The sequence below is a fragment of the Streptacidiphilus sp. P02-A3a genome, assembly GCF_014084105.1.
Taxonomy (GTDB): domain Bacteria; phylum Actinomycetota; class Actinomycetes; order Streptomycetales; family Streptomycetaceae; genus Streptacidiphilus.
Genome location: NZ_CP048289.1, coordinates 6,326,428 through 6,350,352 on the forward strand (window position 1 = coordinate 6,326,428; position 23,925 = coordinate 6,350,352).

20 protein-coding genes are annotated in these 23,925 nt (G+C 73.2%); 7 read left to right on the forward strand and 13 right to left on the reverse strand.

The window, feature by feature from the left end; all coding sequences use genetic code 11:
• Position 1: 1 nt before the first annotated feature.
• The 10 genes from GXP74_RS26975 to GXP74_RS27020 form a co-directional block, all read right to left on the reverse strand.
• A complete protein-coding gene (locus GXP74_RS26975; protein WP_182453828.1) occupies positions 2-3,481 on the reverse strand; it encodes a discoidin domain-containing protein in 3,480 nt (1,159 codons plus the stop codon).
• A gap of 450 nt (positions 3,482-3,931) precedes the next feature.
• The gene (locus GXP74_RS26980; RefSeq protein ID WP_182453829.1) at positions 3,932-4,540 is read right to left on the reverse strand and encodes a DUF6879 family protein; all 609 of its coding nucleotides are present in this window, start codon (positions 4,538-4,540) and stop codon (positions 3,932-3,934) included.
• Between the two features lie 132 nt (positions 4,541-4,672).
• A complete protein-coding gene (locus tag GXP74_RS26985) occupies positions 4,673-5,161 on the reverse strand; it encodes a hypothetical protein (RefSeq protein WP_182453830.1) in 489 nt (162 codons plus the stop codon).
• Positions 5,162-5,213: 52 nt separating this feature from the next.
• Entirely contained in the window at positions 5,214-7,163 is a 1,950-nt protein-coding gene (locus tag GXP74_RS26990; protein WP_182453831.1) for a primary-amine oxidase, read from the reverse strand.
• Positions 7,160-8,689, reverse strand: a complete 1,530-nt coding sequence (locus GXP74_RS26995) for an APC family permease (RefSeq protein WP_182453832.1) — start codon at positions 8,687-8,689, stop codon at positions 7,160-7,162. The genes GXP74_RS26990 and GXP74_RS26995 overlap by 4 nt, the downstream gene beginning before the upstream one ends.
• A 78-nt stretch (positions 8,690-8,767) precedes the next feature.
• Positions 8,768-10,228 carry an aldehyde dehydrogenase family protein gene (locus tag GXP74_RS27000; protein WP_182453833.1) on the reverse strand — a complete coding sequence of 487 codons (1,461 nt, stop codon included), beginning with the start codon at positions 10,226-10,228 and terminating at the stop codon, positions 8,768-8,770.
• 78 nt (positions 10,229-10,306) lie between these two features.
• Positions 10,307-11,152 (reverse strand): carbohydrate ABC transporter permease, encoded by an 846-nt coding sequence (locus GXP74_RS27005; RefSeq protein ID WP_182453834.1) that lies wholly within the window; start codon positions 11,150-11,152, stop codon positions 10,307-10,309.
• The gene (locus GXP74_RS27010; RefSeq protein WP_182453835.1) at positions 11,149-12,102 is read right to left on the reverse strand and encodes a carbohydrate ABC transporter permease; all 954 of its coding nucleotides are present in this window, start codon (positions 12,100-12,102) and stop codon (positions 11,149-11,151) included. The genes GXP74_RS27005 and GXP74_RS27010 overlap by 4 nt, the downstream gene beginning before the upstream one ends.
• 3 nt (positions 12,103-12,105) lie before the next feature.
• On the reverse strand, positions 12,106-13,434 hold the full coding sequence (locus tag GXP74_RS27015; protein WP_182453836.1) for an extracellular solute-binding protein: 1,329 nt from the start codon (positions 13,432-13,434) through the stop codon (positions 12,106-12,108).
• Complete coding sequence (locus tag GXP74_RS27020) at positions 13,431-14,399, reverse strand: N-acetylglucosamine kinase (RefSeq protein ID WP_182453837.1); 969 nt, start codon at positions 14,397-14,399, stop codon at positions 13,431-13,433. Before GXP74_RS27020 ends, GXP74_RS27015 begins: the two co-directional genes overlap by 4 nt.
• A gap of 280 nt (positions 14,400-14,679) precedes the next feature.
• Here GXP74_RS27020 and GXP74_RS27025 point away from each other — a divergent pair, with 280 nt between their 5' ends.
• Complete coding sequence (locus GXP74_RS27025) at positions 14,680-15,843, forward strand: ROK family transcriptional regulator (RefSeq protein WP_182453838.1); 1,164 nt, start codon at positions 14,680-14,682, stop codon at positions 15,841-15,843.
• A gap of 62 nt (positions 15,844-15,905) precedes the next feature.
• Here GXP74_RS27025 and GXP74_RS27030 read toward each other — a convergent pair whose 3' ends face one another.
• The gene (locus GXP74_RS27030; RefSeq protein ID WP_182453839.1) at positions 15,906-16,961 is read right to left on the reverse strand and encodes an SIS domain-containing protein; all 1,056 of its coding nucleotides are present in this window, start codon (positions 16,959-16,961) and stop codon (positions 15,906-15,908) included.
• A gap of 157 nt (positions 16,962-17,118) precedes the next feature.
• Here GXP74_RS27030 and GXP74_RS27035 point away from each other — a divergent pair, with 157 nt between their 5' ends.
• Positions 17,119-17,877: a GntR family transcriptional regulator gene (locus GXP74_RS27035; protein WP_182453840.1), complete on the forward strand. Its 759-nt coding sequence runs from the start codon at positions 17,119-17,121 to the stop codon at positions 17,875-17,877.
• A 46-nt stretch (positions 17,878-17,923) separates the two neighbouring features.
• On the opposite strand, the gene GXP74_RS27040 is transcribed toward GXP74_RS27035, so the two are convergent.
• Entirely contained in the window at positions 17,924-18,988 is a 1,065-nt protein-coding gene (locus tag GXP74_RS27040; RefSeq protein WP_182453841.1) for a LacI family DNA-binding transcriptional regulator, read from the reverse strand.
• A gap of 90 nt (positions 18,989-19,078) precedes the next feature.
• On the opposite strand from GXP74_RS27040, the gene GXP74_RS27045 reads away from it, so the two are divergent.
• From GXP74_RS27045 to GXP74_RS27060, 4 genes are read left to right on the forward strand one after another with little or no spacing between them, the layout of a single operon-like run.
• Complete coding sequence (locus GXP74_RS27045; protein ID WP_182453842.1) at positions 19,079-20,230, forward strand: Gfo/Idh/MocA family protein; 1,152 nt, start codon at positions 19,079-19,081, stop codon at positions 20,228-20,230.
• 58 nt (positions 20,231-20,288) lie between these two features.
• The gene (locus GXP74_RS27050) at positions 20,289-21,431 is read left to right on the forward strand and encodes a DUF993 family protein (protein ID WP_182453843.1); all 1,143 of its coding nucleotides are present in this window, start codon (positions 20,289-20,291) and stop codon (positions 21,429-21,431) included.
• The gene (locus tag GXP74_RS27055; RefSeq protein WP_182453844.1) at positions 21,428-22,279 is read left to right on the forward strand and encodes a sugar phosphate isomerase/epimerase; all 852 of its coding nucleotides are present in this window, start codon (positions 21,428-21,430) and stop codon (positions 22,277-22,279) included. Before GXP74_RS27050 ends, GXP74_RS27055 begins: the two co-directional genes overlap by 4 nt.
• On the forward strand, positions 22,276-23,424 hold the full coding sequence (locus tag GXP74_RS27060) for a glycerate kinase (RefSeq protein ID WP_182453845.1): 1,149 nt from the start codon (positions 22,276-22,278) through the stop codon (positions 23,422-23,424). The genes GXP74_RS27055 and GXP74_RS27060 overlap by 4 nt, the downstream gene beginning before the upstream one ends.
• A gap of 34 nt (positions 23,425-23,458) precedes the next feature.
• Here the strand turns inward: GXP74_RS27060 and GXP74_RS27065 are convergent, their stop codons facing one another.
• Entirely contained in the window at positions 23,459-23,596 is a 138-nt protein-coding gene (locus tag GXP74_RS27065) for a hypothetical protein (RefSeq protein WP_182453846.1), read from the reverse strand.
• A 6-nt stretch (positions 23,597-23,602) separates the two neighbouring features.
• Here GXP74_RS27065 and GXP74_RS27070 point away from each other — a divergent pair, with 6 nt between their 5' ends.
• On the forward strand, positions 23,603-23,833 hold the full coding sequence (locus GXP74_RS27070) for a hypothetical protein (RefSeq protein ID WP_182453847.1): 231 nt from the start codon (positions 23,603-23,605) through the stop codon (positions 23,831-23,833).
• The last annotated feature ends 92 nt before the right edge of the window (positions 23,834-23,925 follow it).

Here is a 23,925-nt window from a genome sequence, read left to right on the forward strand (position 1 = left end):
ATCAGCCGAAGACCTCCAACTCGGAGACCTGCGCGCCGTTCTGGACGTTGTTGCCGGTGAAGTCCAGCTCCAGGTACTGGTCGGTGGTCCCGGCGGGCAGGGCGATGGTCACCGTGTTCCCGGTCGCCGGGTTCCAGGTGTACGTGGCCGAGCCCACCAGCGTGGTCCAGTTCGTGCCGTCGGCACTGCCCAGCACCGACAGCGTCTGGGTCCTGGTGGACCAGGCGCTGGACGGCGGCAGGGTGACCACCGCGCTGCCGAGGGTCTTGGCGGAGCCGAGGTTGACCGCCAGCGTGGTCGGCCAGCTGCCGTCGGTGCCCTCCCAGTAGCTGGAGTTGTTGCCGTCGACCGTGTTGGCCGCCGGGTACCCGGCCGTGGTGCTGGACGCGGTGACCGGCTGGTTCAGCGCCAGGTTCGGGTCGGCCGTGCCGAAGACCTGGAACTCGGAGACCTGGGCCGCGTTCTGGACGTTGTTGCCGGTGAAGTCCAGTTCGACGTAGCGGTCGGCGGTCCCGGCGGGCAGGGCGATGGTCACCGTGTTCCCGGTCGCCGGGTTCCAGGTGTACGTGGCCGAGCCCACCAGCGTGGTCCAGTTCGTGTCATCGGCACTGCCCAGCACCGACAGCGTCTGGGTGCGGGTGGACCAGGCGGTGGCCGGGGGCAGGTCGATGCCGAGCGAGCTGATCGAGTCGGTCACGCCCAGGTCGGCGGTGAGTGTGGTCGGCCAGCTCCCGCTCCCGCCCTGCCAGTAGCTGGAGGTGTTGCCGTCGACCGCGTTGCCCGCCGGATATCCGGAGGTGGTGCTGGACGCGGTGACCGGCTGGTTCAGCGCCAGGTCGACCGGCGGCGTCGAGCCGCTGGTCCCGGTGCCGGAGAGGGCGACCGTCAGCGGGCTGCCGGTGGCGTTGCCGGCCACCGTCAGTGTCCCGGTGGCCGCGCCGGACACGCTGGGGGTGAAGGTGACCGAGGCGGTGCAGGAGGCACCGGCGGCCAGCGTCGCCCCGCAGGTGTTGGTCTCGGCGAAGGGGGCCGCGGTGCCGATCGAGGAGATCGACGCGGTGCCGGTGCCGGTGTTGCTGATGGTCACCGTGTGCGCGGCGCCGGTGCTCCCGGTGGTCTGGCTGCCGAAGGACACCGAGGTCGGTGACGCGCTCAGGGTGGGGCTGGAGCTGTTGGCCACCGACATGGTGACGTTCTGCACGATCAGCGGCGCGCTCGCGTCGGTGACGTTGAGCCGCAGGTCGGCGCCGCCGTTCTCGGCCTCGGCGAACTGGGCGCCGGTGAGCTGCACGGTGGCGGTGGTCCAGGTCCCGGTGCCGGGGCTGCTCACGCTGGGACCGTTCTGGTAGGCGCTGCCAGGTGTGTCGTACTGCACCACGAAGCCCTGCCCGGCGGTGGCCCAGTAGGTGACCTGCACGGTCACGTCGGCCGCGGCCTCGACCGCCGACAGCGGGTCGAGTTGCAGGTAGACGTTGGCGTCACCGGAGCCGCTCTGCGCGGTGGTCCAGGTCTCCACCGCCGTCTGGCCGCCCTGGGTGATCTGGGTGAGGTTGCCGTCGGCGCCGGAGTTGGTCTGGCCGACGCCGAGGAAGGACAGCCCGCCGCCGGTCTGGCCGGCCGTGGCCGACACCGAACCGGCGCCGGTGCCGGAGGTCGGGCAGCTCGCCGACGCGGTGCCCGCGGGTGGTGTGCCCGCCACCATCGTCCACTGCGCGAGCGTGGCCGCGCTGATCGCCGCGGACGCGCAGACCAGGCCGTTCGCCTGCTGGGTCTGCGGCACGGCCGCCCCGGTCGCGGCGTTGACCAGGTAGTAGTTGCCCGGGTTGAGCCCGAGCCCGGCCGGGCTGAAGGCGATCGGGTAGTCGTAGGCGGTGCCGGAGCTGATGTCCGCGAGCGTGATCGAGGCGCTGGTGCCGTTGGCGGCCACGGCCGGAACGGTCTGCAGCACGCCCACGCCCGGGGAGTCGATCTGGGCGTACGCCGTGGTGTACTGGGTCAGCTGCTCCGGCTGGGTCAGCAGCGTGCCGCCGCCCGACCGGTAGGAGGTCAGGTTGGCGTCGACGCCGTTGAGCGGCAGCACCGCCTTGAACTGGGACAGGCTGACCGCGCCGTCGGCCACCTCCTGGCTGGTCACCACGCTGAATCCGGCCTGGTAGTTCAGCCACAGGTCGCCGATCTCGTCCTGCACGTTGCCCAGGCTGCCGCCGCTGGTGTTGCCGTAGCCCTGGGAGAAGTCGACGTAGACGGCCGCCGGTTGCTGCGGGTACACCCCCGACAGGCTCTTCAGCGTGGGCAGCCAGCTGGTGTAGATGGGGTAGCCGACGGTGTCCTTCTGGGTGCCGTCGTGGATGAAGAAGTCCTCACCGGCGCCCTCGGGCAGGCCCATCGCGTAGTTGGAGATCCACTGCACGGCCTGGGCGGCGAGCTGGCTGTTGTCGCTCGGCGCGGTCCACTCCTGCGCCAGCTTCACCCCGTAGGCGCGGGCCAGGCTGGCGAAGGTCAGCGTCAGGCCCTGGGATCCGGCCGAGTCGTCGATGACGGCCACGTTGTACTGCTTCGCCAACTGGAAGAACGTGTCCGGGTTGTTGGCGTAGTTGGTCGCGTTGCCGAAGCCGCCGCCGAAGTAGTAGTAGAGCGGGGTGCTCGCGGTGACCGCGCGCACGTCGGCGGTCAGCTGCCCGTAGGTCTGCTTCACGCTCCACGCCCGGAACGCCTGGAACACCCCGGCCAGCGCCTGCCCCGGCGCCGCCGCGGGCACCTGGCTGAACGCGCTGTAGGAGGTGCCGTTGGCGGTGTTGAAGGCGGCGATGGTGCCGTAGGTCTGCGGCAGGTAGGTGCCCTGGAACTCGCTGATGTCGTCGGCCGCCCAGCCGCCGCCGGCGCCGTTCAGGTCCCACTGGGCGTCGAGGTAGCCGTAGTCGAGGATGGCGCCGCCGTAGCCGGGCAGTCCGGCGGCGTTGGCGATGGTGTCGGTGACGTAGCTGAAGTACTCGGACTGCTCCGTCGGGTCCCACCACGCGGGCGCCTGGCTCTGCGCGCCGCCGCTGCCGACCTCGAAGTCGGTGATCCACGGGGCGGGGCTGCCGCCCCAGCCGGCCTGCCAGAAGATCGGAATGAGCTGGATCCCGGCAGCGCCGGCGTTGGCGAGTTCCTGGTCGAACTCGGTGAAGGTGAACGTCCCGGCCTGGGGCTCGATCGTGCCCCAGGGCATGTCCAACTCGGCCGTGGTCAGGCCCTTGGCGGCCAGCCCGGCGAAGTACGACTCGGACCAGGCGGTGCCGTTGTTGTCGAAGTCGAGCTGGGTGGACCAGATCGGCGTACTGGCCGAGGTGGCCGCGTGCGGGACCGGCGCCGCCGCGGCCGCGGAGGCACGGAAGCCGCCGAGCAGCGCGACCGCCGTCACCAGTGCGACCAGCGGCGCCAGCCGCCGCGCTCTGTTGCCCCGGCGCCACAGCGCCGCCGCGTTTCCCCTGAGGTTCATGTCGCGTGTCTCCTTGAGCGCAAAAAGTCCACGGTGCGGTGCTCGGATGCGCGGGTCCTCGACGTGCTCGGGTGCGTGACAGGTGTGCCGGACGTGCCGGGCGAGCCGCGGGTGGCGGCTGAGGCGGCCCCGGGAGCGGGTCGCGAGCGCGGCAGTTGGCAGGAAGCCGGGTCGCTTCGCCGAGGACTATAACGTCGGCGAAATCGCTCTGCAATATCCCGACGGAATCATTGAAGGTTTTTGCTCTCCGTCGCAATATGTCGGTGACATCAGCGCAGGTCCAGGACGACTGGGTGCCTGGGCGTTCTTCCGCCCGCCCGGGCGCAGGACGGCGCCGGGGCGTGGCGCGCATGCGCACCACGCCCCGGGGGCGAAGCGGGTGATGGTCCCCGGCGCCGTCCGGGCGGTCACCCGGGCGGCGAGCCGGTCAGCCCGGGACCGGGCGCCGAACTACCAGGACGGGGCCCCGAGTCCGGCGATCTCCCGGACGAAGTAGGCGTCCAGCCGCTCGCCGTCCTGACCCAGCCGCTGGACCAGGGAGCGGGCCCGGTCGACCGCGGCCGGCGCGGTGAACCGGGTGGCGCCGTCCGGGGTGCCGTCGGAGGTGTAGTGGATCTCGTACACCGCCTCGGTCCCGAGCACCACCAGGTCGGGCAGCGGCTCCGGACCGACCGCGGTCGCCGCCCGGTCGGCGGTGACCACGACGCTGTCCTCCCCGAAGGCGCCCCTGGCGCGCAGCACGTGCAGTTCCCATTGCAGGTAGGGGCTGACCGGCCGCTCGACGACGCGTACCCGGTGGAGGCCGATCCCGGCGGCGCGCACCTGGCCGTAGTAGCGCGCGAACTCGGGGCGCAGCTCGTCGATCAGCCGCAGCGCCCCCGCCCAGTCCCCACCGCGAAACGCCTCCCAGCTGGGGAATCCGGTCTCCTGGTAGTTCTGCAGGCATTCGAGCTTCCAGAAGCCCTCCGCCCCGATCCGCCAGAACCGCTCGTCGAAGTCGGAGACGTAGGCCGCCCGGTCCAGGCGCACCCCCTGGGCCCGGTCGAAGAGTTCACGCATCGGTGGGGTCTGCCTTCCATTCCGCCACAGGGAGCGGAGCACCGGCGGCGCATCGTCGCCACTTCCGCAACTCCCGTTCATTGATCCGGACTTGACAGTCTGTAGGCATCCCACTTCGTTGACAAGGGTTGCTCAGCCCAGCATCGCGGCCATACTGATGATCATCGCGCCGCTGCCCAGCCCGCCCAGGAGGCGACCGCGGGCGGGGACGGGCGGCCGACCGGTGAGCAGCGGGGCGAGCGGGACGGCGGTTCGGGCGGCGGCCCAGCAGGCGATCAGGAGCAGGCAGAGCGGCCGCCCCAGGGCGGGGGCCGCGCCCATCGGCATCCGCGGCATCGCCGCCGGGGCCGAGGCGCAGGCGGTGATCAGGGCCATCGCGGCGAGGTCCACCGCGCCCCGCGCCCGCTCGCCGGGGGAACCGGCCAGCGCGGTCCAGGCGGCGGCCAGTGCCACCGCGACGGCCACTGCCCGCATGGCCGTGGGGGCGCACCCCACGGCCATCAGCGGCATCACCGCCAGCGCGATCGCATGCGGTCCCCAGCAGCGCACCGGGCCCGGCAGCCGCACGGCCAGGCACAGGGCCGCACCGGCGAGGCCGGTCAGCGGCAGCAGCAGGTGCATCGGTGGCGCTCCGGGGTTCGCGGGCGGCGGGCAGGCGGGCGGCGGTTCCGGCTCAGCGGTCCCGGGGCACGGCGTGGCAGTGCGCCGGGGCCGGGGCCGGGACGTCGAGCGCCGGGTTGCGGTCGAAGAAGCCCGAGGGCTTCAGGGTAAAGCCGCAGCGGTCGACCGGCATCACCGGCCAGTCCTCCGGCCGGGGGAAGTGCGTGGGCCCGAAGGTGTGCCAGAGCACCAGGTCGGTGTCGGTCAACTCCCGGTCCCCGGCGGTGAACTCCGGGATGCCCGCGCCGCCGGGGTGCTGGTTGACCAGGTCCCCCGCCGGGTAGCGGTGCGCCGGGTCGTACCGGGTCACCCAGAGGTTCCGGGTGGCGAACCCGGCGCGGCCGTACAGCGGCGCGGACGGGTCGGCCAGCAGCGTCGGGTTGGCCTGCGGGTAGAGGGTGAACCCGACCGGCTGCCCGAGTCCGTTGGTCACTTCCGAGTTGACGACCCGCCAGACCCGACCGCGCTCGGGCGCGCAGACCCGGCCGGCCTCCGACTCCCGCCGCAGCGGGGTGATGCTGCGGGTGATCGCGTTGCCGTAGGGGTTGTCCGGGCCCACCGGACAGCCGTGCACGTCGATCTCCTCCACCGAGTTGCGCGGCCCGTCGACGGTCATGTCCAGCCGGGCGCTGAACAGGTGCTGGTGGCCGGGCGCGCCGAGCCCGGGGGCGACCTCGGTGGCGTACGGCCAGTCCGCGCCCCGGTAGGCGGAGGTGAACAGGATGCCGGTCAGCTTCACTTCGAGCTCGATGGTCCCGTCGAGGTAGAAGTACCAGTAGAAGCCGTAGTCGTAGTTGCCGACGGTGGAGAACGAGGAGATCACCAGCCGCCGTTGGCGGCGGGTCTGCGCCGAGCCGTTGAAGATGTCGGTGTGCTTCCAGAGGATCCCGGCGTCCTCCTCGTGGACGCAGACGGCGTTGCCGATGGTCCGCGGCCGCCCGTGGTCGTCGGTGACCACGCCGTCCAGGTAGCGGATCTCGCCGAGGCAGTCGCAGCCCAGCTCCAGCGAGTTGGCCAGGCGGCCGATCAGGTACTCGCCGCTGTCGAAGTAGTTCTGCCAGTACCGGGTGGGTCCGGGGTCGCCGTAGGGCACGACCATCTCCGGCACCGAGGCGCGGTAGATCACCGGCCGACGGCGGCCGCACTGGTCGTACGCTATCTGATGTAGCGTCAGACCCTCGCGGGCGTCGAAGCCGATCCGCAGGGACCAGTTCTGCCACTCCAGGGCGTTGCCGTCGAGGGTGAAGCTGGGCCCCTCCGGCTGGGTGATCTCGATCGGACGCAGCCCGGTCCGGGGCGGCCCGCTGACCTCGGGCAGGTCGTAGTTGCCTGAGGTCACCGGCACCGGCAGGTCCAACTCGTCGACCAGCCTGAGGACTCGTCCCTCGACCAGATCGACGTACGCGGCCACGCCGTCGACCGGATGGGCCCAGGCGAGGTCCAGCGGGTCGGTCTGGTGGAAGGCCAGCACCCGCACGATCCGCCGCCCCCGCTCGTCCGGCAGGTCGTAGCACCCGGCGGTCAGCGGGCAGGCGCGGATCGCGGAGACGTCGGTGAGCCCGCGCCTGGCCATCGCCGCGCGCCAGCCCTCGTCGGCGTGCACGATCTCCTCGGCGCGGACGAAGTCCTGTTCCAGGATCGGGACCTGGCCGTCGACGGCGGGGTCGATGGTGCGCTTAGAGGTGATCGTGCCGTCACTGAGCGAGACCACCACGTCGGCGGACTCCCCGGTGACCACGTCGATCAGCAGCGCGCGCAGGGACCGCGCCGCCGGGGCGCCCGGCCGGTGCCCGAGCACGGCGTCCTTGGGCTGCTCGTCGAGGCCGAAGTAGGCGAACCGGGTGTTCGCGCCGAGCAGGCCGTGCTCGGCCAGGGCGGCCCGCCCGGCGTCGAACTCGGCGGCGGCGACCGGGTCGAGCGGATGGAGCGGTCGCGGGTCGGACGGGACAGCTGCGTGGTTCACGTCGTCTCTCCTTGCGGGACGGTGGAGTTGCGGATTGCGGGTTCGGCCACGGGTATCGGTACCGGGCCGTCGTCGGCGAGCAGCGAGCCGATCCGGTCGGCGATGCCGGGGTCGCGCCGCACCAGTACCCGGGCGTACAGCAGCGACAGCAGGACCAGGGCCAACGACGCCCAGGGGAACCAGTTGTAGGGGGCGTCCTGGCCCGACTTGGCCAGGTAGTACAGCGGCACGACGATCACCGCCGCGCCGACCAGCGGCAGCACGCCGTGCCGGAGCACGGAGAACTCCTGTGGCCGGTGCCGCCGGTAGTACACCGGCAGCGCCAGGTTGGTGAACAGGTAGACCACCAGCACCGGGATGGTGCCCATGGTCCCCGACTCGGAGAAGAAGGTGACGGCGTCCAGGTGCCCGGTGGAACCGCCGAGCACGTGGCCCAGCGCCCAGCCGCCGATCACCACCAGCGAGATCGCCACGAAGACCAGGGTGGCGTTGACCGGGGTGCGCCGGGTCGGGTGCACTCGGCCGATCCAGCGCGGCAGCAGGCCCTCGCGGCCGGAGTTGAACAGCAACCTGGCCTGGGCGTTCACCCCGGCGATCAGCGCGCCCAGGGTCGAGGTGAGCCCGGCCAGGTAGGCGCAGCAGGCGAGCACGCCCACGGTGCCCTCGGCCACCGAGACGAACGGGATGTCCGCCTGCCCGAGTCGGCCGACGTCGTAGCCGAAGCCGGTCACGGTCGCGTAGGCGAAGAGCAGGTAGCTGACCACCATGACGGCGATGGAGGAGAACACGGCGCGCGGCACGTTGCGGCGCGGGTCGTCGGTCTCCTCGGCCAGCGCGGCGGAGTTCTCCCAGCCGATGAACAGGTAGACGGCCAGCGGGAATCCGGCGGCAAGACCGGCGAAGCCGCCGTGGATCCGCGAGGGTTCGAAGGGGGTCAGCGACAGGTGCCCGGCGTGCTGGACGATCACGGTCACCGAGATGACGACCAGGACCAGCATCTCGAAGGCGAAGAAGAACCCGGCGAGCTTGGTGGAGACCGCCACGCCCCGGGTCATCACCAGCACCGCCAGGCCGGTCAGGACCACGGTCAACACCCCCCAGGGGACGGTGACGTGGAAGTAGCGCTGAACGGCGATGGACAGGAAGCCGCCGGAGATCGCGATGATCGAGGACATCGCGATGATGTACCCGCTCACCGCGACCAGCGCGGTGGTGACCGCGCTGGTCGGGCCGAAGGTCCGGCCGACGTAGGTGATGAAGCCGCCGGTGGAGGGCAGCGCCCGGCAGAACTGGGCGAGGGTGTTCCCCAGCAGCGCGACCGCGATCCCGGCGACCAGGATGGTCAGCGGGGAGGCGACCCCGGCGGTGACCGCGAGGAAGGCGAAGCCGAAGAAGAAGCTCATGGCCGGGCCGATGTTGGCCATGGTGGCGGCGGCGATGTCGATCAGGCCCAACGCACCCCGGCGCAGCCGGTGTGCGTCGCCGGGCAGCGGCTCGCCGCCGGTCCCTCTCGGGCTGTCGGTCATCTGTGGTCTCCTTGCATGTCGGCGCTCCTGGTTCGTGCGGTGGGTCATCCCTGTGGTGAGTGCGTGCGGTCGGTGCGGTCAGTACGGGTAGTGGACCGGGGTGCCGGTGACCGTGCGCCAGCGGCGCTCGGTGAACTCGTCGAGGTTGGCGTCGCCGCCGGCCCGGCCGCCGAGGCCGGAGTCGCCGATCCCGCCGAACGGCGCCAGCGCCTCGTCCTGCGGGGTGGCGTCGTTGACGTGCACCATGGCGCAGGTCAGCCGCTCGGCGACGGCCGCGGCCCGGTGCACGTCGGCGCCGAGGACGGAGCAGACCAGTCCGTACCGGGTGTCGTTGGCGAGGGCCACGGCCTGTTCGGCGCCGTCGACGACCGCGACCGGCGCGATCGGCGCGAAGATCTCCTCGGTCCACAGCGCGGAGGCGGGGTCCACGTCGACGACGACGGTGGGGCGGAAGAACCGGCCGTCGTTGGTGCCGCCGGTGAGCACCCGGGCGCCGCCCGCCACCGCCTCGTCCAGCAGCCGCCGGGCCCGGGCCAGTTGCGCGTCGTTGATGATCGGACCGAGCCCGGTCCGCTGCCGCAGCGGGTCGCCGACGGTGATGGCCGCCGCCCGGTCGGTCAGGTTGCGCAGGTACGCCTCGGCGACCCGGCGGTCCACGATGTGCCGTCCGGCGCTGATGCAGGTCTGCCCCTGGTAGTGGAAGCTGGACCAGGCCCCGATCATCGCGGCCTGGTCGACGTCTGCGTCGTCCAGCACCAGCAGCGCGTTGTTGCCGCCGAGCTCCAGCGAGGTCCTCTTGAGCAGCGACCCGGCGGTACGGGCGATCTCCCGGCCGACCGTGGTCGAGCCGGTGAAGTGGACCATCGCCACGTCCGGGTGCTCGACCAGCCGACGGCCGACCCGCTCCCCGCCGGGCAGCACCTGGAGGATGCCCGCGGGCGCCCCGGCCCGGGCGAAGAGCTCGGCGATGGCGAGGCCGCCGCTGCCGGGGGTCTCCGGCGAGGGCTTGAGCAGCACGGCGTTGCCCAGCGCCAGCGCGGGCGCGATCACCCGCATGCCCAGTACCAGCGGGAAGTTCCACGGCGTGATCACCGCGACCAGGCCGACCGGTACCCGCTCACAGACCGAGGAGCGCCCGGGGTGGCTGGTCCGCAGCACCTCCCCCACCGGCCGCGACGCCAGCGCCGCGGCCTCGGTGAGCTCGTCGACCGCCGCCGAGATCTCGTACTCGGCCTTCCCGGCGACGCAGCCGGTCTCCCGCATGATCAGTTCGACCAGCCCGGTGGCGCTCTCCAGGGCCGCCGCGACCCGCCGCAGCACGGCCGCGCGCTCGCCGTGGCCGCGGGCGGCCCAGTCGCGCTGGGCGGTGACCGCCGAGGCGGCGGCCGCGTCGACGTCGGCCGCCGAGGCGTCGCCCGCCGTGGCGAACACCTCGTCGGTGGACTTGTCGCGGATGTCCGACCGGCCGCCGTCCAGCGGCGGCTGGAACCGGCCGTCGACGAAGACGCAGTCGGCCCAGGGGTGCTGGTGCTTGTCCATACGTGGCTCCCAAGGAGGTAGGTAAGCGCTTTCCCAGAAGGTGTGCGGGTGGTGGCGCGGGGCACCGGCCCGGGGCGGTCAGCCCTTGACGGCGCCCGCCGAAAGACCGCCGACGACGAAGCGCTGGAAGGCGACGGCCAACAGCACCGGCGGCACCGAGGCGATCAGGCCGCCCGCCGCGACCAGTCCGAAGTCGGTGCTGTAGCGGCCGGTGAAGTCGGCGATGGCCACCGGGATGGTCTTGGCGTTGGTGGAGGTGAAGATCAACGCGTACAGGAACTCGTCCCAGGCCAGGATGAAGGCGAACATGATGGTGGCGAAGAGGCCGGGTCGGGCGGCGGGCAGGATCACCCGGAACAGCGCGCCCATCCGCGAGCAGCCGTCCACCCGGGCCGCCTCCTCCAACTCGGCCGGGATGCTGAGGAAGTAGTTGCTCAGGATCCACAGCACGAAGGGGGTGACGTAGGAGCAGTAGATGATGATCAGGCCGAGGTCGGTGTCCAGCAGCCCCAGCGCGCTCATGGTCAGGTAGAGCGGCACCAGCAGCGCGATCGGCGGCAGCATGTAGGTGGCCAGGAAGACCATCATGGTGGCCCGTCGGAACCGGAACCGGAGCATCGCGAAGGCGTACGCGCCCAGGATGCCCACCGCCATCGAGATGATGACGGTTCCGCTGGCGACCACGGTGGAGTTGATGATCGACTTGCGGAAGGCCCCGGCCACGTCCTGGCCGCTGCCGCTGAAGATCGCGCTGTAGCGGCTGAAGTCCAGGTGGCTCGGTATCCACCGGTAGGGCCGGGCGGTCAGCGCCGCCGGGGGCGTGACGCTGGCGGTGACCATCCAGGCGAACGGGGCCAGGATGACGGCGGCGACCAGCAGGGCCGCGCAGTGGGTGAAGATCTGGAACCGCTTGCCGGGTTTCACATCAGGCTCGTCTCGTTGCGGCGCAGTGCGCGCAGGTACACCGCGCAGAGCAGGAGGATGCAGACCACGATCACGTCGGCGAGCGCCGAACCGAATCCGAACCGCTGGTCGGAGAACGCCTGGACGTACGTGTAGTAGGCGATGGTCTGGGTGCCGTTGGCGGGTCCGCCGCCGGTGAGGACATAGACGAGGTCGAACACCTTGAAGGCGTCGATGGTGCGCAGCACCAGGACCACGGACACGCTGGGGATCAGCAGCGGCGCGGTGATCGACCAGAAGGCGCGCACCGGTCCGGCTCCGTCGACCCGGGCGCTCTCGTAGATCTCCTTCGGTATCGACTGGAGACCGGTGAGCAGGAAGAACGCCACCAGCGGGGTGGTCTTCCAGACGTCGGCGAGCACCAGCATGTTCAGCGCGCTGGTGGGGGTGCCCAGCCAGGAGTGGTAGGCGGAGGTCAGGTGCAGTTGCGTCAGCAGCGCGTTCAGCGAGCCGTACTGGGCGTTGAGCACGCCGCGCCACATGGCGCCGTTGACCACCGTGGGCAGTGCCCAGGGCAGCACCACCACGGCTCGGAACAGCCAGCGCATCCGCAGCTTCTGCTCCATCAGCAGCGCCAGGCCGAGGCCGAAGAGGAGCTCCAGGGCGGTGGAGAGGACCGTGAAGTAGACGGTCCGTCCCATCGACGACCAGAAGTCGCTGTCGCTGAAGATGGCGGTGTAGTTGTGCAGCCCGACGAACGGGGTCGAGCCGGCCACCGCGCTGTTGACGTCGAAGAACGAGATCAGCACGGTGCGGCCGATGGGGTAAAGGATGATGCCGAAGACGACGACGGCGGAGGGCAGCAGCAGGAGTGCCGCGAGCCTGCCCTGGGAGGCGGGGCGCCGGGGCTTGCGGACGGGTGCCGCGCGCTCGCCCGTCTTTCCGGCGGATCGGTGCTGGGTGAGGGCCACGGGTCAGCTCGCCATCAGCGGTGCCGAGGCCTTGACCGCGTCGTCCAGGGCCTGTTGCGGCGTCTTGTTGCCGAGCAGCGCGTTCTGCAGCTCGACCTGGAGGTTCTTGGAGATGGCGTTGTAGTTGACCACCTGCGGGCGCACGATCAGGTCGTCGAGCTGCTCGGCGGCGGCGGTGAAGGTCTCCGGGGCGACCCGGGTCACCGCCGGGTCGGTGTACGAGGCCCGCCAGACCGGCAGCGCGTCGGCGGCGTAGGGGTCGGTCTGGGCCTGGCTGGTGAGCCATTCGAGGTAGGTCCAGGCGGCGTCCTGGTTCTTGCTGCCCGCCGAGATGGCGAGCGCCATCGCGCCGTTGACGCCGGGGCGCTTGCCGCTCGGCCCGGCCGGGGTCTGCACGCACTCGACCTGGCCGACCACCTTGGAGTTGGCCGGGGTGTTCGACGAGCCCAGGTAGTAGGTCCAGTTCAGGCCCATCGCGGCCTGGCCGTTGTTCATCGTCTTCTCGACGTCCTGCTCCAGGAAGGTGGTGGACGCGGGGTTGCTCAGGCCGTCGACCAGGGTCTGCCGCATCCAGCTCAGCGCTTCGACGGCGCCGCCCTGGTTGACCGCGAGCCGGCCCGAGGCGTCCAGGAAGCTGCCGCCGAACGCGCCCACGAGCTGCGTGTAGTCGCACATGATGGCCTCGGCCTGGGACCAGCTCCAGGCCAGCGGGTACTGCACGGTGCCGGTGCGCTTCAGCGCGCGGGCGGCGTCCAGCACCCCGCTCCAGGTGCCCAGGCTGCCGGGGTCGACACCGGCCTTCGCCAGCAGCGCCCGGTTGTAGTAGAAGAACTTGGTGTCCATGCCCCAGGGCACGCCGTAGAACTTGTCCTGGTACTCGGCGGTGGTGAGGCCGCCGGCGAGCATCGACTGCCGCCAGGCCGCCGGGTAGCGCGCGGTGACGTCGGCGACGATGGACTTCTCGGCGAACTCGGCGGGCCAGATCACGTCGATCAGCACCACGTCGTAGGTGCCCGCGGCGGCGGCGGTGACGATCTTGTCGTGCAGCGCCTCGTACGCCACGAAGGCGGGCACGACCTTGATCCCGGGGTGCTGCTTCTGGAAGCCGGCCGTCATCGCGTCGATGTCGGCGGTGCTGTAGCCGGCCTGCTGCATGAACAGCACGTTGAGGGTGCCGGTGCCCTTGCCCGCGCTGCCCTTGGGGGCGGAGACGCCGGTGACGCTACAGGCCGAGAGCGCGGCGGTGGCGCCGACGGCCAGGCCGCCGATGAGGAAGCCGCGGCGGGTGGGCCGACCGAGGTCCTGGGGGGTGCTGAGCCGGGACAGGTTCATGGGTGCGTCTCCGTGCTGCTCGACGAATCGGTGCGGGAAGGGCGGGAGTTCGTGGACGCCGCGGCCAGGGCCAGGGCGCCGGTGACCGGTGGCCGGTCCAGGACGGTGACGGTCAGCTCGGGGCGGCGCGCCGCCAGCAGTTCGACGAAACGGGTGCGCAGCCGCTCCTGCGACTGCACCACCGCTCCCCCGGCGACCACCTGGTCGGCGTCGATCCCGCGCTGCAACAGCCGCTGGACCAGCAGCGCGAGGTGGTCCGCGGCCTGGTCGACCACCCGCAGGGCGACCGCCGACCCCTCGTCGGCGGCGGCGAACACCTCCCCCGCGTGGCTGCCCCAGGCGTCGGCCGAGTTGGACAGGGTCAGCGCCATCGCGAGTTCCGGGCCGTCACCGGCGCCGAGGGCCGCCAGCAGCCGCGGCACCAGCGGGTCCCCGGTCCGGCCGGTGTCCAGCTCGGCCAGCACCGCCTTGGTCGCCTCGCGCACCAGGCCGGAGGCACCGCCCTCGTCGCCGAGCATCCAGCCCCAGCCGCCGCAGGTCACCAGTTCGCCCCGCGGATCGCGGGCGACCGCGATCGCCCCGGTGCCGGAGACCACGCCGATGCCCCCGGGCACCCCCATCGACCAGGGCATGAGCTCGGCGTCGTTGACCACCCGGACCGGGCCGTTGGTCCGGGCCGCCAGCGCCCGTTCCAGGACCCGGCACTGCTCGGTGCTGTCACAGCCGTGCGCGCCGACGCCGAGCGGCAGGTCCAGTGCGGGCTCCCCGAAGTGCTCGCGGACCAGCCCGGCCAGCGCGGCGGCGTCCCGCTCCGGCGACCTGGTGCGCCAGCCGGAGGTGGCGACGGTGCGCTCCTGGACCGCGGCCCCGGGGCGGGTGATCGCGAGATGGGTCTTGGTACCGCCGATGTCGATGCCCACCACCGCTGCCGCGGCGGGGGCTCGTTGGGCTTCGGGGAGCCGCATAAGATCTTTCACCGAACTCTCAGTTCTCAGATGCCGACAACGCCACAGGTCGGCACTTACCTCGCCGACCGAGCCCCAACACTGCCCAATCAGCACTTTCTACAGCTCAAGAAGGCATAATGTGGACTCTGCACGGTGACCCAACTGGAGGCCCGCACCCTAGCGGGGGGCACCCCAGGCGGTCTGGACGTTCGCCAGGTTAACTAAGTAGCGGTAGGGCGACAAGGTCAGCCGAGTAACATTGCGATTACTTGGCGGCTCGCCGACGGAGGGGTAGCGAATGAGCACGGCGCCGACCACGGAGCGCTATGAACTGACCGACAGTGCCCGCGCGGTGCTGCGCGCGCTGGCGCTGGGAGACCCGGCGAGCCGGCCCGCCCTCGGCGAGGCCCTGGGCCTGTCCAAGGTCACCATGTCGGTGGCGGTCTCGGACCTGCTGAAACTGGACCTGGTCGAGAGCCGGGGCACCTCGCGCGGACCCACCGGGCGCAGCGCGGTGCTGTACTCGGTGGCACCGGCGGCCGGGCACGTGCTGGGCATCGAGGTCGGCGCGACCCGGCTCCAGGTGGCCGCGCACAGCCTCGACGGCGGGCAGATCGCGGCCCGGACCGAGGCACTGCCGCGGCACAACCTGAACGTCACCGAGGCGGCCTCCAGCGCGGCCCGGAAGCTGACCGAGCGGGTCCGCGCCGATGTCGGCGACAGCAACGGCCCGCTGCTCGCCGTGGTGATCGCCGCGCCGACGCTGCCCACGCTGCCGACCCGGAACTCCGGAGCCAACCAGCTGCTGGACGGCGTCCAGCAGCTGGCGACGCAGCTGCCGGTACCCGCCGACGTACCGGTGATCGTGGAGAACAACGTCAACTGCGCGGCACTGGCGGAGCACCGGATCGGCGTCGCCCGCGACCGGGAGATGTTCGCCTACCTGCAGATCGGGGTGAAGATCGGCGTCGGCATCGTGGTCGGCCACCGGCTGCTGCGGGGCGCCCACGGCGCGGCCGGCGAGGTGGCCATGGGGCCGTTCCCCTGGGCCCCCGGCCTGGCGCCCCGGCGCGCCGGACTGGAGGAGTACCTGGGCTCGGACGCGCTGATGCGGCGTTGCGCGGCGGCCTGGCCCGCCCGTCGGGGGCCCGCGCCGCAGGACGCCCAGGCCCTCTTCGACGCCGCCGCCCAGGGCGACGCCACCGCCCGGCAGTTGGTCGACCAGCACGCCCGCGACATCGGCGGTCTGGCGGTGGCGGTGCTGTCGGTGATCGACCCGGGCCTGATCGTGCTCGGCGGCGGTGTCGGGCAGAACCAGCTGGTCGTGCCGGAGGTCCGCCGCACCGTCCAGGAACTCGCCTGGGACACCGAGGTGACCGTGGGCGCGCTCGGCGACCACGCCACGCTGCTCGGCGCGGTGCACACCGCGATCGACCGCGCCCTGGACCGCATCGCCGGCTGACCCCGGGCCCGGCCGCCGCGCCGGGGCCGGGCGGCGGTCGGGCCCGGGGCCGCCGGGACCCGTCAGTGGTCCGCGACCGGGGTGAAGTCCGCCTGGTCGACGCCGCCCTCCTTGGTGTCGGCGTTGGCGAAGACGAAGGTCTCGATCGGCACGCCGCGCTCCTCGCTCAGCGCCACCACCAGCTCCTGGACGACCACGGTCTCCAGCACCACCCGCGCGGCGGCCGCCGCCTCCGGCAGCCGGACCACGCCGAGTCGCGCCGCGGGTTCGACCGCGCCCGTGGTGACCAGCAGCGTCAGGTGCCCGGCGGCGGCCAGCGAGCGGGCGAGTTCCACCTCGCGGCCGTCGCCGAGGACCAGGTGCAGGGTGCCGCCGGCCGACTCCATCTCGCCGTGCAGGTAGTTGCGGGTGACCCCGGCGCTCGCGGGCATCCGCACCACCTCGCGCAGCAGCAGCGCGCCCTCCTCCGCCGAGGCCCGGGACGCGCCCGCGGCGACGACGTCGGCCGCGACGCAGCGCGCGGCGCGTTCCCGCAGCCCGGCGACCACCTCCGCCGCCCGGGCGCGCACCGCCCGCACCGATTCGGCGATGCCGGACCAGGGGTCGTCCGCCGCCGCCCGCCCGGCGATCGCCCCGGCGATCAGGTCCAGGGCCACCACCGTCCCGGTGAAGCCGATGGTGGAGGCGTAGGAGTCGGGCTCGTTGCCGAGGTCGAGGACCGTCTCCGCGAGGCCGCCCAGCGGCGAGTCGGTGACGTTGAGCAGCGCCGCCCGGGGCAGTCGGGCCGCGCCCGCCCGCTGGAACGCGGCCACGGTCTCCGAGCTGCGTCCGCCCTGCGACACGCCGACCAGCAGGTCCACGTCGAACCCGGCGGTCCCCGCCACGATCTCGCTGGCCAGCACCCGCTGGCTGACCACCCCGTGGTCGCGCAGCAGTTGGACCGGTACCGCCAGCGCGGCGTACGAGGCGCCGATACCCGTGAACAGCGGGCGCCGGGCGCGGCGCAGCGGCTCGGCGGAGGCCGCGTCGAGCTGCCGCCGCAGGGTGGCGACGACACGCTCCAGGGCCTGCGGCTGGTTCGCCTGGCCCGTGAGAAATGGGATCCGGGTGCCTGACATGGCGGTGGTTTCCTTTCGTTCGCTGCCCACGGCTGGAGGGGTGAGTGCCGGGTGCGACCCTAAAGGTATGCAGTGGTAGCCAAGTGGTCAACAGTGGTATGCAGTGATACGTTCAAGCTCCGGATCATCCGTTCATCCAGCCCCGGAGGCCCTGTCCGTGCCCGACGACGCCGCGCCCGCCCGTACCGTCCGGCGTGACTCCGGCCCGGAACCGCTGTGGGAGCAGGCCGCCGCCGTGATCCTGGAGGACATCGGACGGCGCGGACTGTCCGCCGGAGCCCGGCTGCCGCCCGAGCGGGAGCTCTGCGCCCGACTCGGGATCTCCCGGATCACGCTGCGCAAGGCGCTGGCGCACCTGGTGGACCGGGGCGTGGCGACCGCCTCGCACGGCCGGGGCTGGTTCCTGGCCTCCCCCGGGACGTCCCGGGACTGGCCGAACGACCTGGAGTCCTTCACCGCCACCGCCCGGCGCAAGCAACTGCGGCCCGGTTCGCTGGTGCTGCGGCAGGAGGTCGCCCCGGCCTCGCTCGACCAGGCCGACCGGCTCGCCGTCGCGGCAGGCACCCCGGTGTTCCACCTGGACCGGGTCCGGCTGCTCGACGACGTGCGGATCGCCGTGGACCGCACGCTGCTCCCGGCGGAGCTCGCGCCGGGGCTCGACCGGGTCGACTTCGGCTCGGCCTCGTTGTTCGAGGAGTTGCGCGCCCGGGGCCTCGAACCGGACCGCTCCGAGGCGACCATCGAGGCCCGCGGCGCCGACGCCGTGCTCGCCGGACACCTGGGCATCGCGCCGGGCGCCCCGGTGCTCGTGCTCGACCAGGCGGTCTACGGCCGCGAGCAGCGGCCACTGCTGCTGTCGACCGTCGAGTACAGCGGGGAGCGGTACCGGTTGCGGACCACGCTCCCGTCCGGCTGACCGGACGGGAGCGGCCGGCCACGGCCGACCGGGCGGGCGGGTCGGCTCAGGACGCCGGTCCGGTGCTGTCGCGGAGCACCAGTTCGGCGTCCAGCCGGATCCGCCGGGGGCCGGCCACCGGCTCGTCCAGGATCAGCCGGACCGCCGCCGCCCCCGCCGCCGCCAGCGGCAGCCGGACGGTGCTGAGCGCGGGCCGCAGATCCGCCGCGTACGGGACGTCGTCGAAGCCGACCACGGAGACCTGCCCGGGCACGCTCAGGCCGAGGTCCTGCCGCAGCGCGGCGAGGACCCCGCTGGCCATGACGTCGTTCAGGGCCAGGACCGCGGTGGTGGCCGGGTCCTGGGCGAACAGCCGCCGGGTGGCGGCGCGCCCGCCCTCGCGGGTGAAGTCCGCCGCGACCAGGCGCTCGGCCGGGAGCGCCCCGCCGAGCTCGCGCAGCGCCTGGCGGACGCCGTCCAGCCGGTCGCTGACGGTGGTCAGCTCCGGCGGCCCGGCCACCACGCCGATCCGCCGGTGGCCCCGCTCCCACAGGGCGCGCACCGCCGAGGCCGCGCCGCCCCGGTTGTCCGGTGCCACGGTGTCCAGCTCACCGCCCCGGTCGCCGATGCAGACGACCCGGCCGCCCTCCTCCTGGAAGCCCGCGATCTCCGCGGCCAGCCGGTCGGCGTCGGCCGCCCCGGCCGCGCCGCTGCCCGCCAGCACCACCGCGCGGGCCCGCTGCGCACGCAGTCCGCGCAGGTACTGGAGCTCCAGGCCGGGCTCACGGAAGGTCGCCGAGATCATCACCATCAGCCGCTGCTCGCGGGCGACCCGCATCGCCCCCGCCGCGATCGCCGCGAAGTACGGGTCGGCGACGTCGTGCACGATCAGCCCGACCACGTTGGCGGTGGCGCTGGCCAGCGCCTGCGCGGGGCCGTTGGAGACGTAGTTCAGCTCCGCCGCGGCGGCCTCCACCCGGCGGCGCAGCTCCTCACCGACCGATCGGCCGCCCGCGCCGTGCAGCGCGCGGGAGGCGGTCGCCAGCGAGACCCCGGCCTGCCGCGCGACCTGCTGCAACGTGACCGCTCCGGTCGAGCGGTCGGCCCGACTCCTTGACCCTGCGTTCGCCATGCTCGTAACCTACCCATTGGAAAGCGCTTTCCAGCACCGCGCCACCACGCACCCACCTCCCGCCACCTCCTCGGAAAGGGGCCGACACACATGGCCCGCAGGTCCATCGGCATCATCATGAACGGCGTCACCGGACGCATGGGCTACCGGCAGCACCTGGTCCGCTCGATCCTGGCCATCCGCGAACAGGGCGGTCTCACCCTCGCCGACGGCACGGTGGTGTGGCCCGAACCGATCCTGGTCGGCCGCGACGAGGAGAAGCTGAAGACCCTGGCCGAGCGCCACGGACTGGACCGGTGGACCACCGACCTGGACGCCGCGCTGGCCGATCCCGGCGCCGAGATCTACTTCGACGCCCAGCTCACCCAGGTCCGCGAGGAGTCGCTGAAGGCCGCGATGAACGCCGGAAAGCACATCTACACCGAGAAGCCCACCGCCGAGTCGCTGGAGGGCGCGCTGGACCTGGTCCGGCTGGCCCGCGCGGCCGGGGTGAAGAACGGCGTGGTCCAGGACAAGCTCTTCCTGCCCGGACTGCTCAAGCTGAAGCGGCTGGTCGACGGCGGCTTCTTCGGCCGGATCCTGTCCGTGCGCGGCGAGTTCGGCTACTGGGTGTTCGAGGGCGACTGGCAGCAGGCGCAGCGCCCCTCGTGGAACTACCGCGCCCAGGACGGCGGCGGCATCGTGCTGGACATGTTCCCGCACTGGCAGTACGTGCTGGAGCAGACCTTCGCGCCGATCCGCTCGGTCTACGCCCACACCGCCACCCACATCCCGGAGCGCCGCGACGAGCGCGGCACGGCGTACCCGGCCACCGCCGACGACGCGGCCTACGGCATCTTCGAGCTCGACTGCGGGATCGTCGCCCAGGTCAACTCCTCCTGGACGGTCCGGGTGGACCGTGACGAGCTGGTCGAGTTCCAGGTGGACGGCACCGAGGGCAGCGCCGTCGCCGGGCTGCGCAACTGCCGCTTCCAGCACCGCGCGGCCACGCCCAAGCCGGTCTGGAACCCGGATCTGGCCGCCACCGAGCCGTTCCGCGAGCAGTGGCAGCAGGTCCCCGACAACACCGAGTTCGACAACGGCTTCAAGGCCCAGTGGGAGCTGTTCCTGGCCCACGTCGTCGCCGACGAGCCGTTCCGGCACGACCTGGCGGAGGGCGCCAAGGGCGTGCAGCTCGCCGAGCTGGCCCTGGAGTCGGCCCGACTGGGGCGCCGGGTCGAGGTCCCTCCGCTGGGGATCTGAGTCAGCGTCACCGTCCGTTCCCCATACCGTCGTTCCATCGAACCCGCCGAGGCCCGCCATGCCCCCGCAGATCCAACTGCCGCTCCCCGAGGGGACCCGCGACTACACCGTCCCCGAACCGCCGCCGCTGCCCACCGCCGCTGCCCCGGCGAGCAGTCGAACCGTCTTCGCCGCAGCCCATGTGACGCCCCATCAGCATGACTCCTCGGCGGTGGACTGGGACACCACGCTGGCCTTCCGGCAGCACCTGTGGTCCCTGGGCCTGGGGGTGGCCGACGCCATGGACACCGCCCAGCGCGGCGCCGGCCTGGACTGGCCGACCACCAGGGAGCTGATCGCCCGCAGCGGCGCCGCGGCCCGGGCCGCCGGGGGCGCCCTGGCCTGCGGCGCGGGCACCGACCAACTCACCCTGGCGGCGCCCACGCTGAAGCAGATCGGCGACGCCTACGAGGAGCAGGTCGCCGTGGTCGAGCAGGCCGGGGCGCAGGTGGTGCTGATGGCGAGCCGGGCCCTGGCGGCCACCGCCGCGGGGCCCGAGGACTACGCCGAGGTCTACGGCCGGGTGCTGGCGCGGACCGAGCGCCCGGTGATCCTGCACTGGCTCGGCACCGCCTTCGACCCGGCCCTGGAGGGCTACTGGGGCTCCGCGGACCTGGACCGCGCGGCCGAGAGCGTGCTGGCGCTGATCCGCGACCACGCTGCCGGGATCGACGGCATCAAGGTGTCGCTGCTGGACGCCGAGCGCGAGGTCGCGCTGCGGCGCGCGCTGCCCGAGGGCGTCCGGCTGTACACCGGTGACGACTTCAACTACCCGGAGCTGATCCTCGGCGACGCGCGGGGCTTCAGCCACGCCCTGCTCGGGGCGTTCGACCCGCTCGCCGCGCACGCCGCGGCGGCACTGGCCGCGCTGGACGCGGGCGACACCGAGGCCTACCGGGCGGTCCTGGAGCCGACGCTGCCGCTGGCCCGGCACCTGTTCGCGGCGCCCACCCGGTTCTACAAGACCGGCGTGGTCTTCCTGGCCCATCTGGCCGGGCACCAGGACCACTTCACCATGATCGGGGACGCCCAGCGGCACCGGTCGGTCGAGCACCTGTCGCTGCTCTTCCGCCTCGCCGCCGAGGCCGGGGCGCTACCCGACCCCGAGCTGGCCACCGCGCGCATGCGCGCCTTCCTCACCGCGAACGGATACCCCCGATGACCGGCGCACCGGGCCTGGAACGGCTCTCGCTGAACACCGCCACCACCAAGCGGTGGAGCCTGGCCGAGGCGGTCGCCGGTTGCGTGGCGGCGGGCGTCCCGGGGATCGGGCTGTGGCGCGACCGGGTGGCCGAGGCCGGTGCGGAGCGGGCCGCGCGGCTGGTCCGCGACGCCGGACTGACCGTCACCAGCCTGTGCCGGGGCGGGTTCTTCACCGCGCCGGACGCCGCCGGACGCGCGGCGGCGCTGGAGGACAACCGCCGGGCGGTCGAGGAGGCCGCCACCGTCGGCACCGACACGCTGATCCTGGTCTGCGGCGGCCTGCCGGAGGGCAGCAACGACCTGCCCGGGGCCCGGCGGATGGTGGTCGACGGGATCGCCGCGCTGCTGCCGCACGCCCGGCAGCACGGGGTCCGGCTGGCGATCGAGCCGCTGCACCCGATGTTCTGCGCCGACCGGGCGGTGGTCTCCACCCTCGGCCAGGCGCTTGACATCGCCGAGGAGTCGGCCGACGACGACGCCGTGGGCGTGGTGGTGGACGCCTACCACGTCTGGTGGGACCCGCAGCTCGACCGGCAGATCGCCCGGGCGGGCTCACGGATCGCCTCCTTCCAGGTCTGTGACTGGGTGCTGCCGCTGCCCGCCGACGTCCTGCTCGGGCGCGGACACGTCGGCGACGGCCGGATCGACCTGCCCCGGCTGGCCGACGCCGTGCACGCGGCCGGATACCGGGGCTTCACCGAGGTCGAGATCTTCAACCAGGAGATCTGGGACACCCCCGGCGAGCAGACGCTCAGCGAACTGACGGCACGTCATCGTGATTTCTCCGCAAGGCTTTCCAGCCAATGACGGACCATCAGGTTCTGCTTGCCCCGGACAAGTTCAAGGGCTCGCTGGACGCCCCCGGCGTGGCCGACCGGCTGTCGGCCGGACTGCGCCGGGTGCTGCCCGGGCTGCGGGTGAGCAGCCTGCCGGTGGCCGACGGCGGCGAGGGCACGGTGGACGCGCTGGTCCACTGCGGCTTCCGGCGGCACACCGCCACCGCCACCGGTCCCACCGGCCGCCCGGTGCGGGCCCGCTACGCGCTGCGCGACGGGACCGCCGTGGTGGAACTCGCCCAGGCCTCGGGGCTGGCGCTGCTGCCGCCCGGGGTCCGGGCCCCGCTGCTGGCGAGCAGCCGGGGCACCGGCGAGCTGATCCGGGCGGCCCTGGACGCGGGCGCCCGCGGCATCGTCCTCGGCCTGGGCGGCAGCGCCTGCACGGACGGCGGAACCGGCCTGCTCAGCGCCCTGGGCGCGCGGTTCAGTGACGCCGAGGGGCGACCGCTGCCGGACGGCGGGGGCGCGCTCGGCGCGCTCGCGCACGCCGACCTGACCGGACTCGACCCGCGCCTGGCCGACACCGAGCTGGTCCTGGCCACCGACGTGGGCAGCCCGCTGCTGGGCGACGACGGGGCCGCCGCCCTGTTCGGTCCGCAGAAGGGCGCCGACCCGGCGGAGGTCGCCCAACTGGAGGCCGGACTGGCCCGGCTGGTGCGGGTGCTGACCCGGGCCGGGGTCCCCGGGGCCGGGGCCGCCGCATCGCTGCCCGGCGCGGGCGCGGCCGGGGGCGCCGGTTACGGGGCGCTGGCCTGCCTGGGCGCGCGCCGCCGCCCGGGGATCGACGTGGTGCTCGACGCGGCGGGCATCGACGACCGGCTGCGCGAGGCCACCCTGGTGGTCACCGGCGAGGGCTCGCTGGACGCCCAGAGCCTGCACGGCAAGGCGCCCGTGGGCGTGGCCCGCCGGGCCGGCCGCCACGGCGTCCCGGTGGTCGCGGTCTGCGGACGGCTGGAACTGACCCCGGAGCAGGTCGCGGCCGCGGGCTTCACCGCCTGCTACCCGCTGAGCGCGCTGGAGGCCGACCCCCGGCGCTCCATCGCCGAGGCGGCGACGCTGCTGGAGTCCCTGGGGCGGCGGATCGCCGAGCGGCACCTGCTCCCGGCCGGTCGCTGACCCGGGGGCCGCCCCCGACCGCGCGGCCCGCGGGTCAGGCCGCGCGGTCGACGTTGTCCAGCACCGCCCGGAGCAGCCCCGGGAAGCGCTGCTGGAACTCCTCGGCGCGCGGTCGCGCGCTCTGCCACTGGCCCTGGTGGGTCCGCAGCAGCGGCCCGCATGCGCGGAGCACCCGGAAGTGGGGCCGCGCTTCTCGGCGCAGTTCCTCGGCGTGGCGGTCGGCGGCGGGCTCGCCCTGTCCGGCGTCGGTCCGGCCGCGGTGCCGCTGGTCGGCGGCGCGGTCGCGCCGGCCGCCGCGCTGAGTGTGCGCCAGGTGACGCCGGTGGCCGAAGGCGCCCTCCCGGCCGACGGCCCGGGGCTGCCGGACGCGGACGCGCCGCGCGTCCGGCGGCGGTCGCCCGCGGGCTGAGCTGGGGGGATGGCCCGGGGTCGGGAGAACGGCCACGGGGTGGCGGCCGGGGTCGCGTCAGTTTTTCCCCGGCCGTCGGGAAAGGCGCCCCT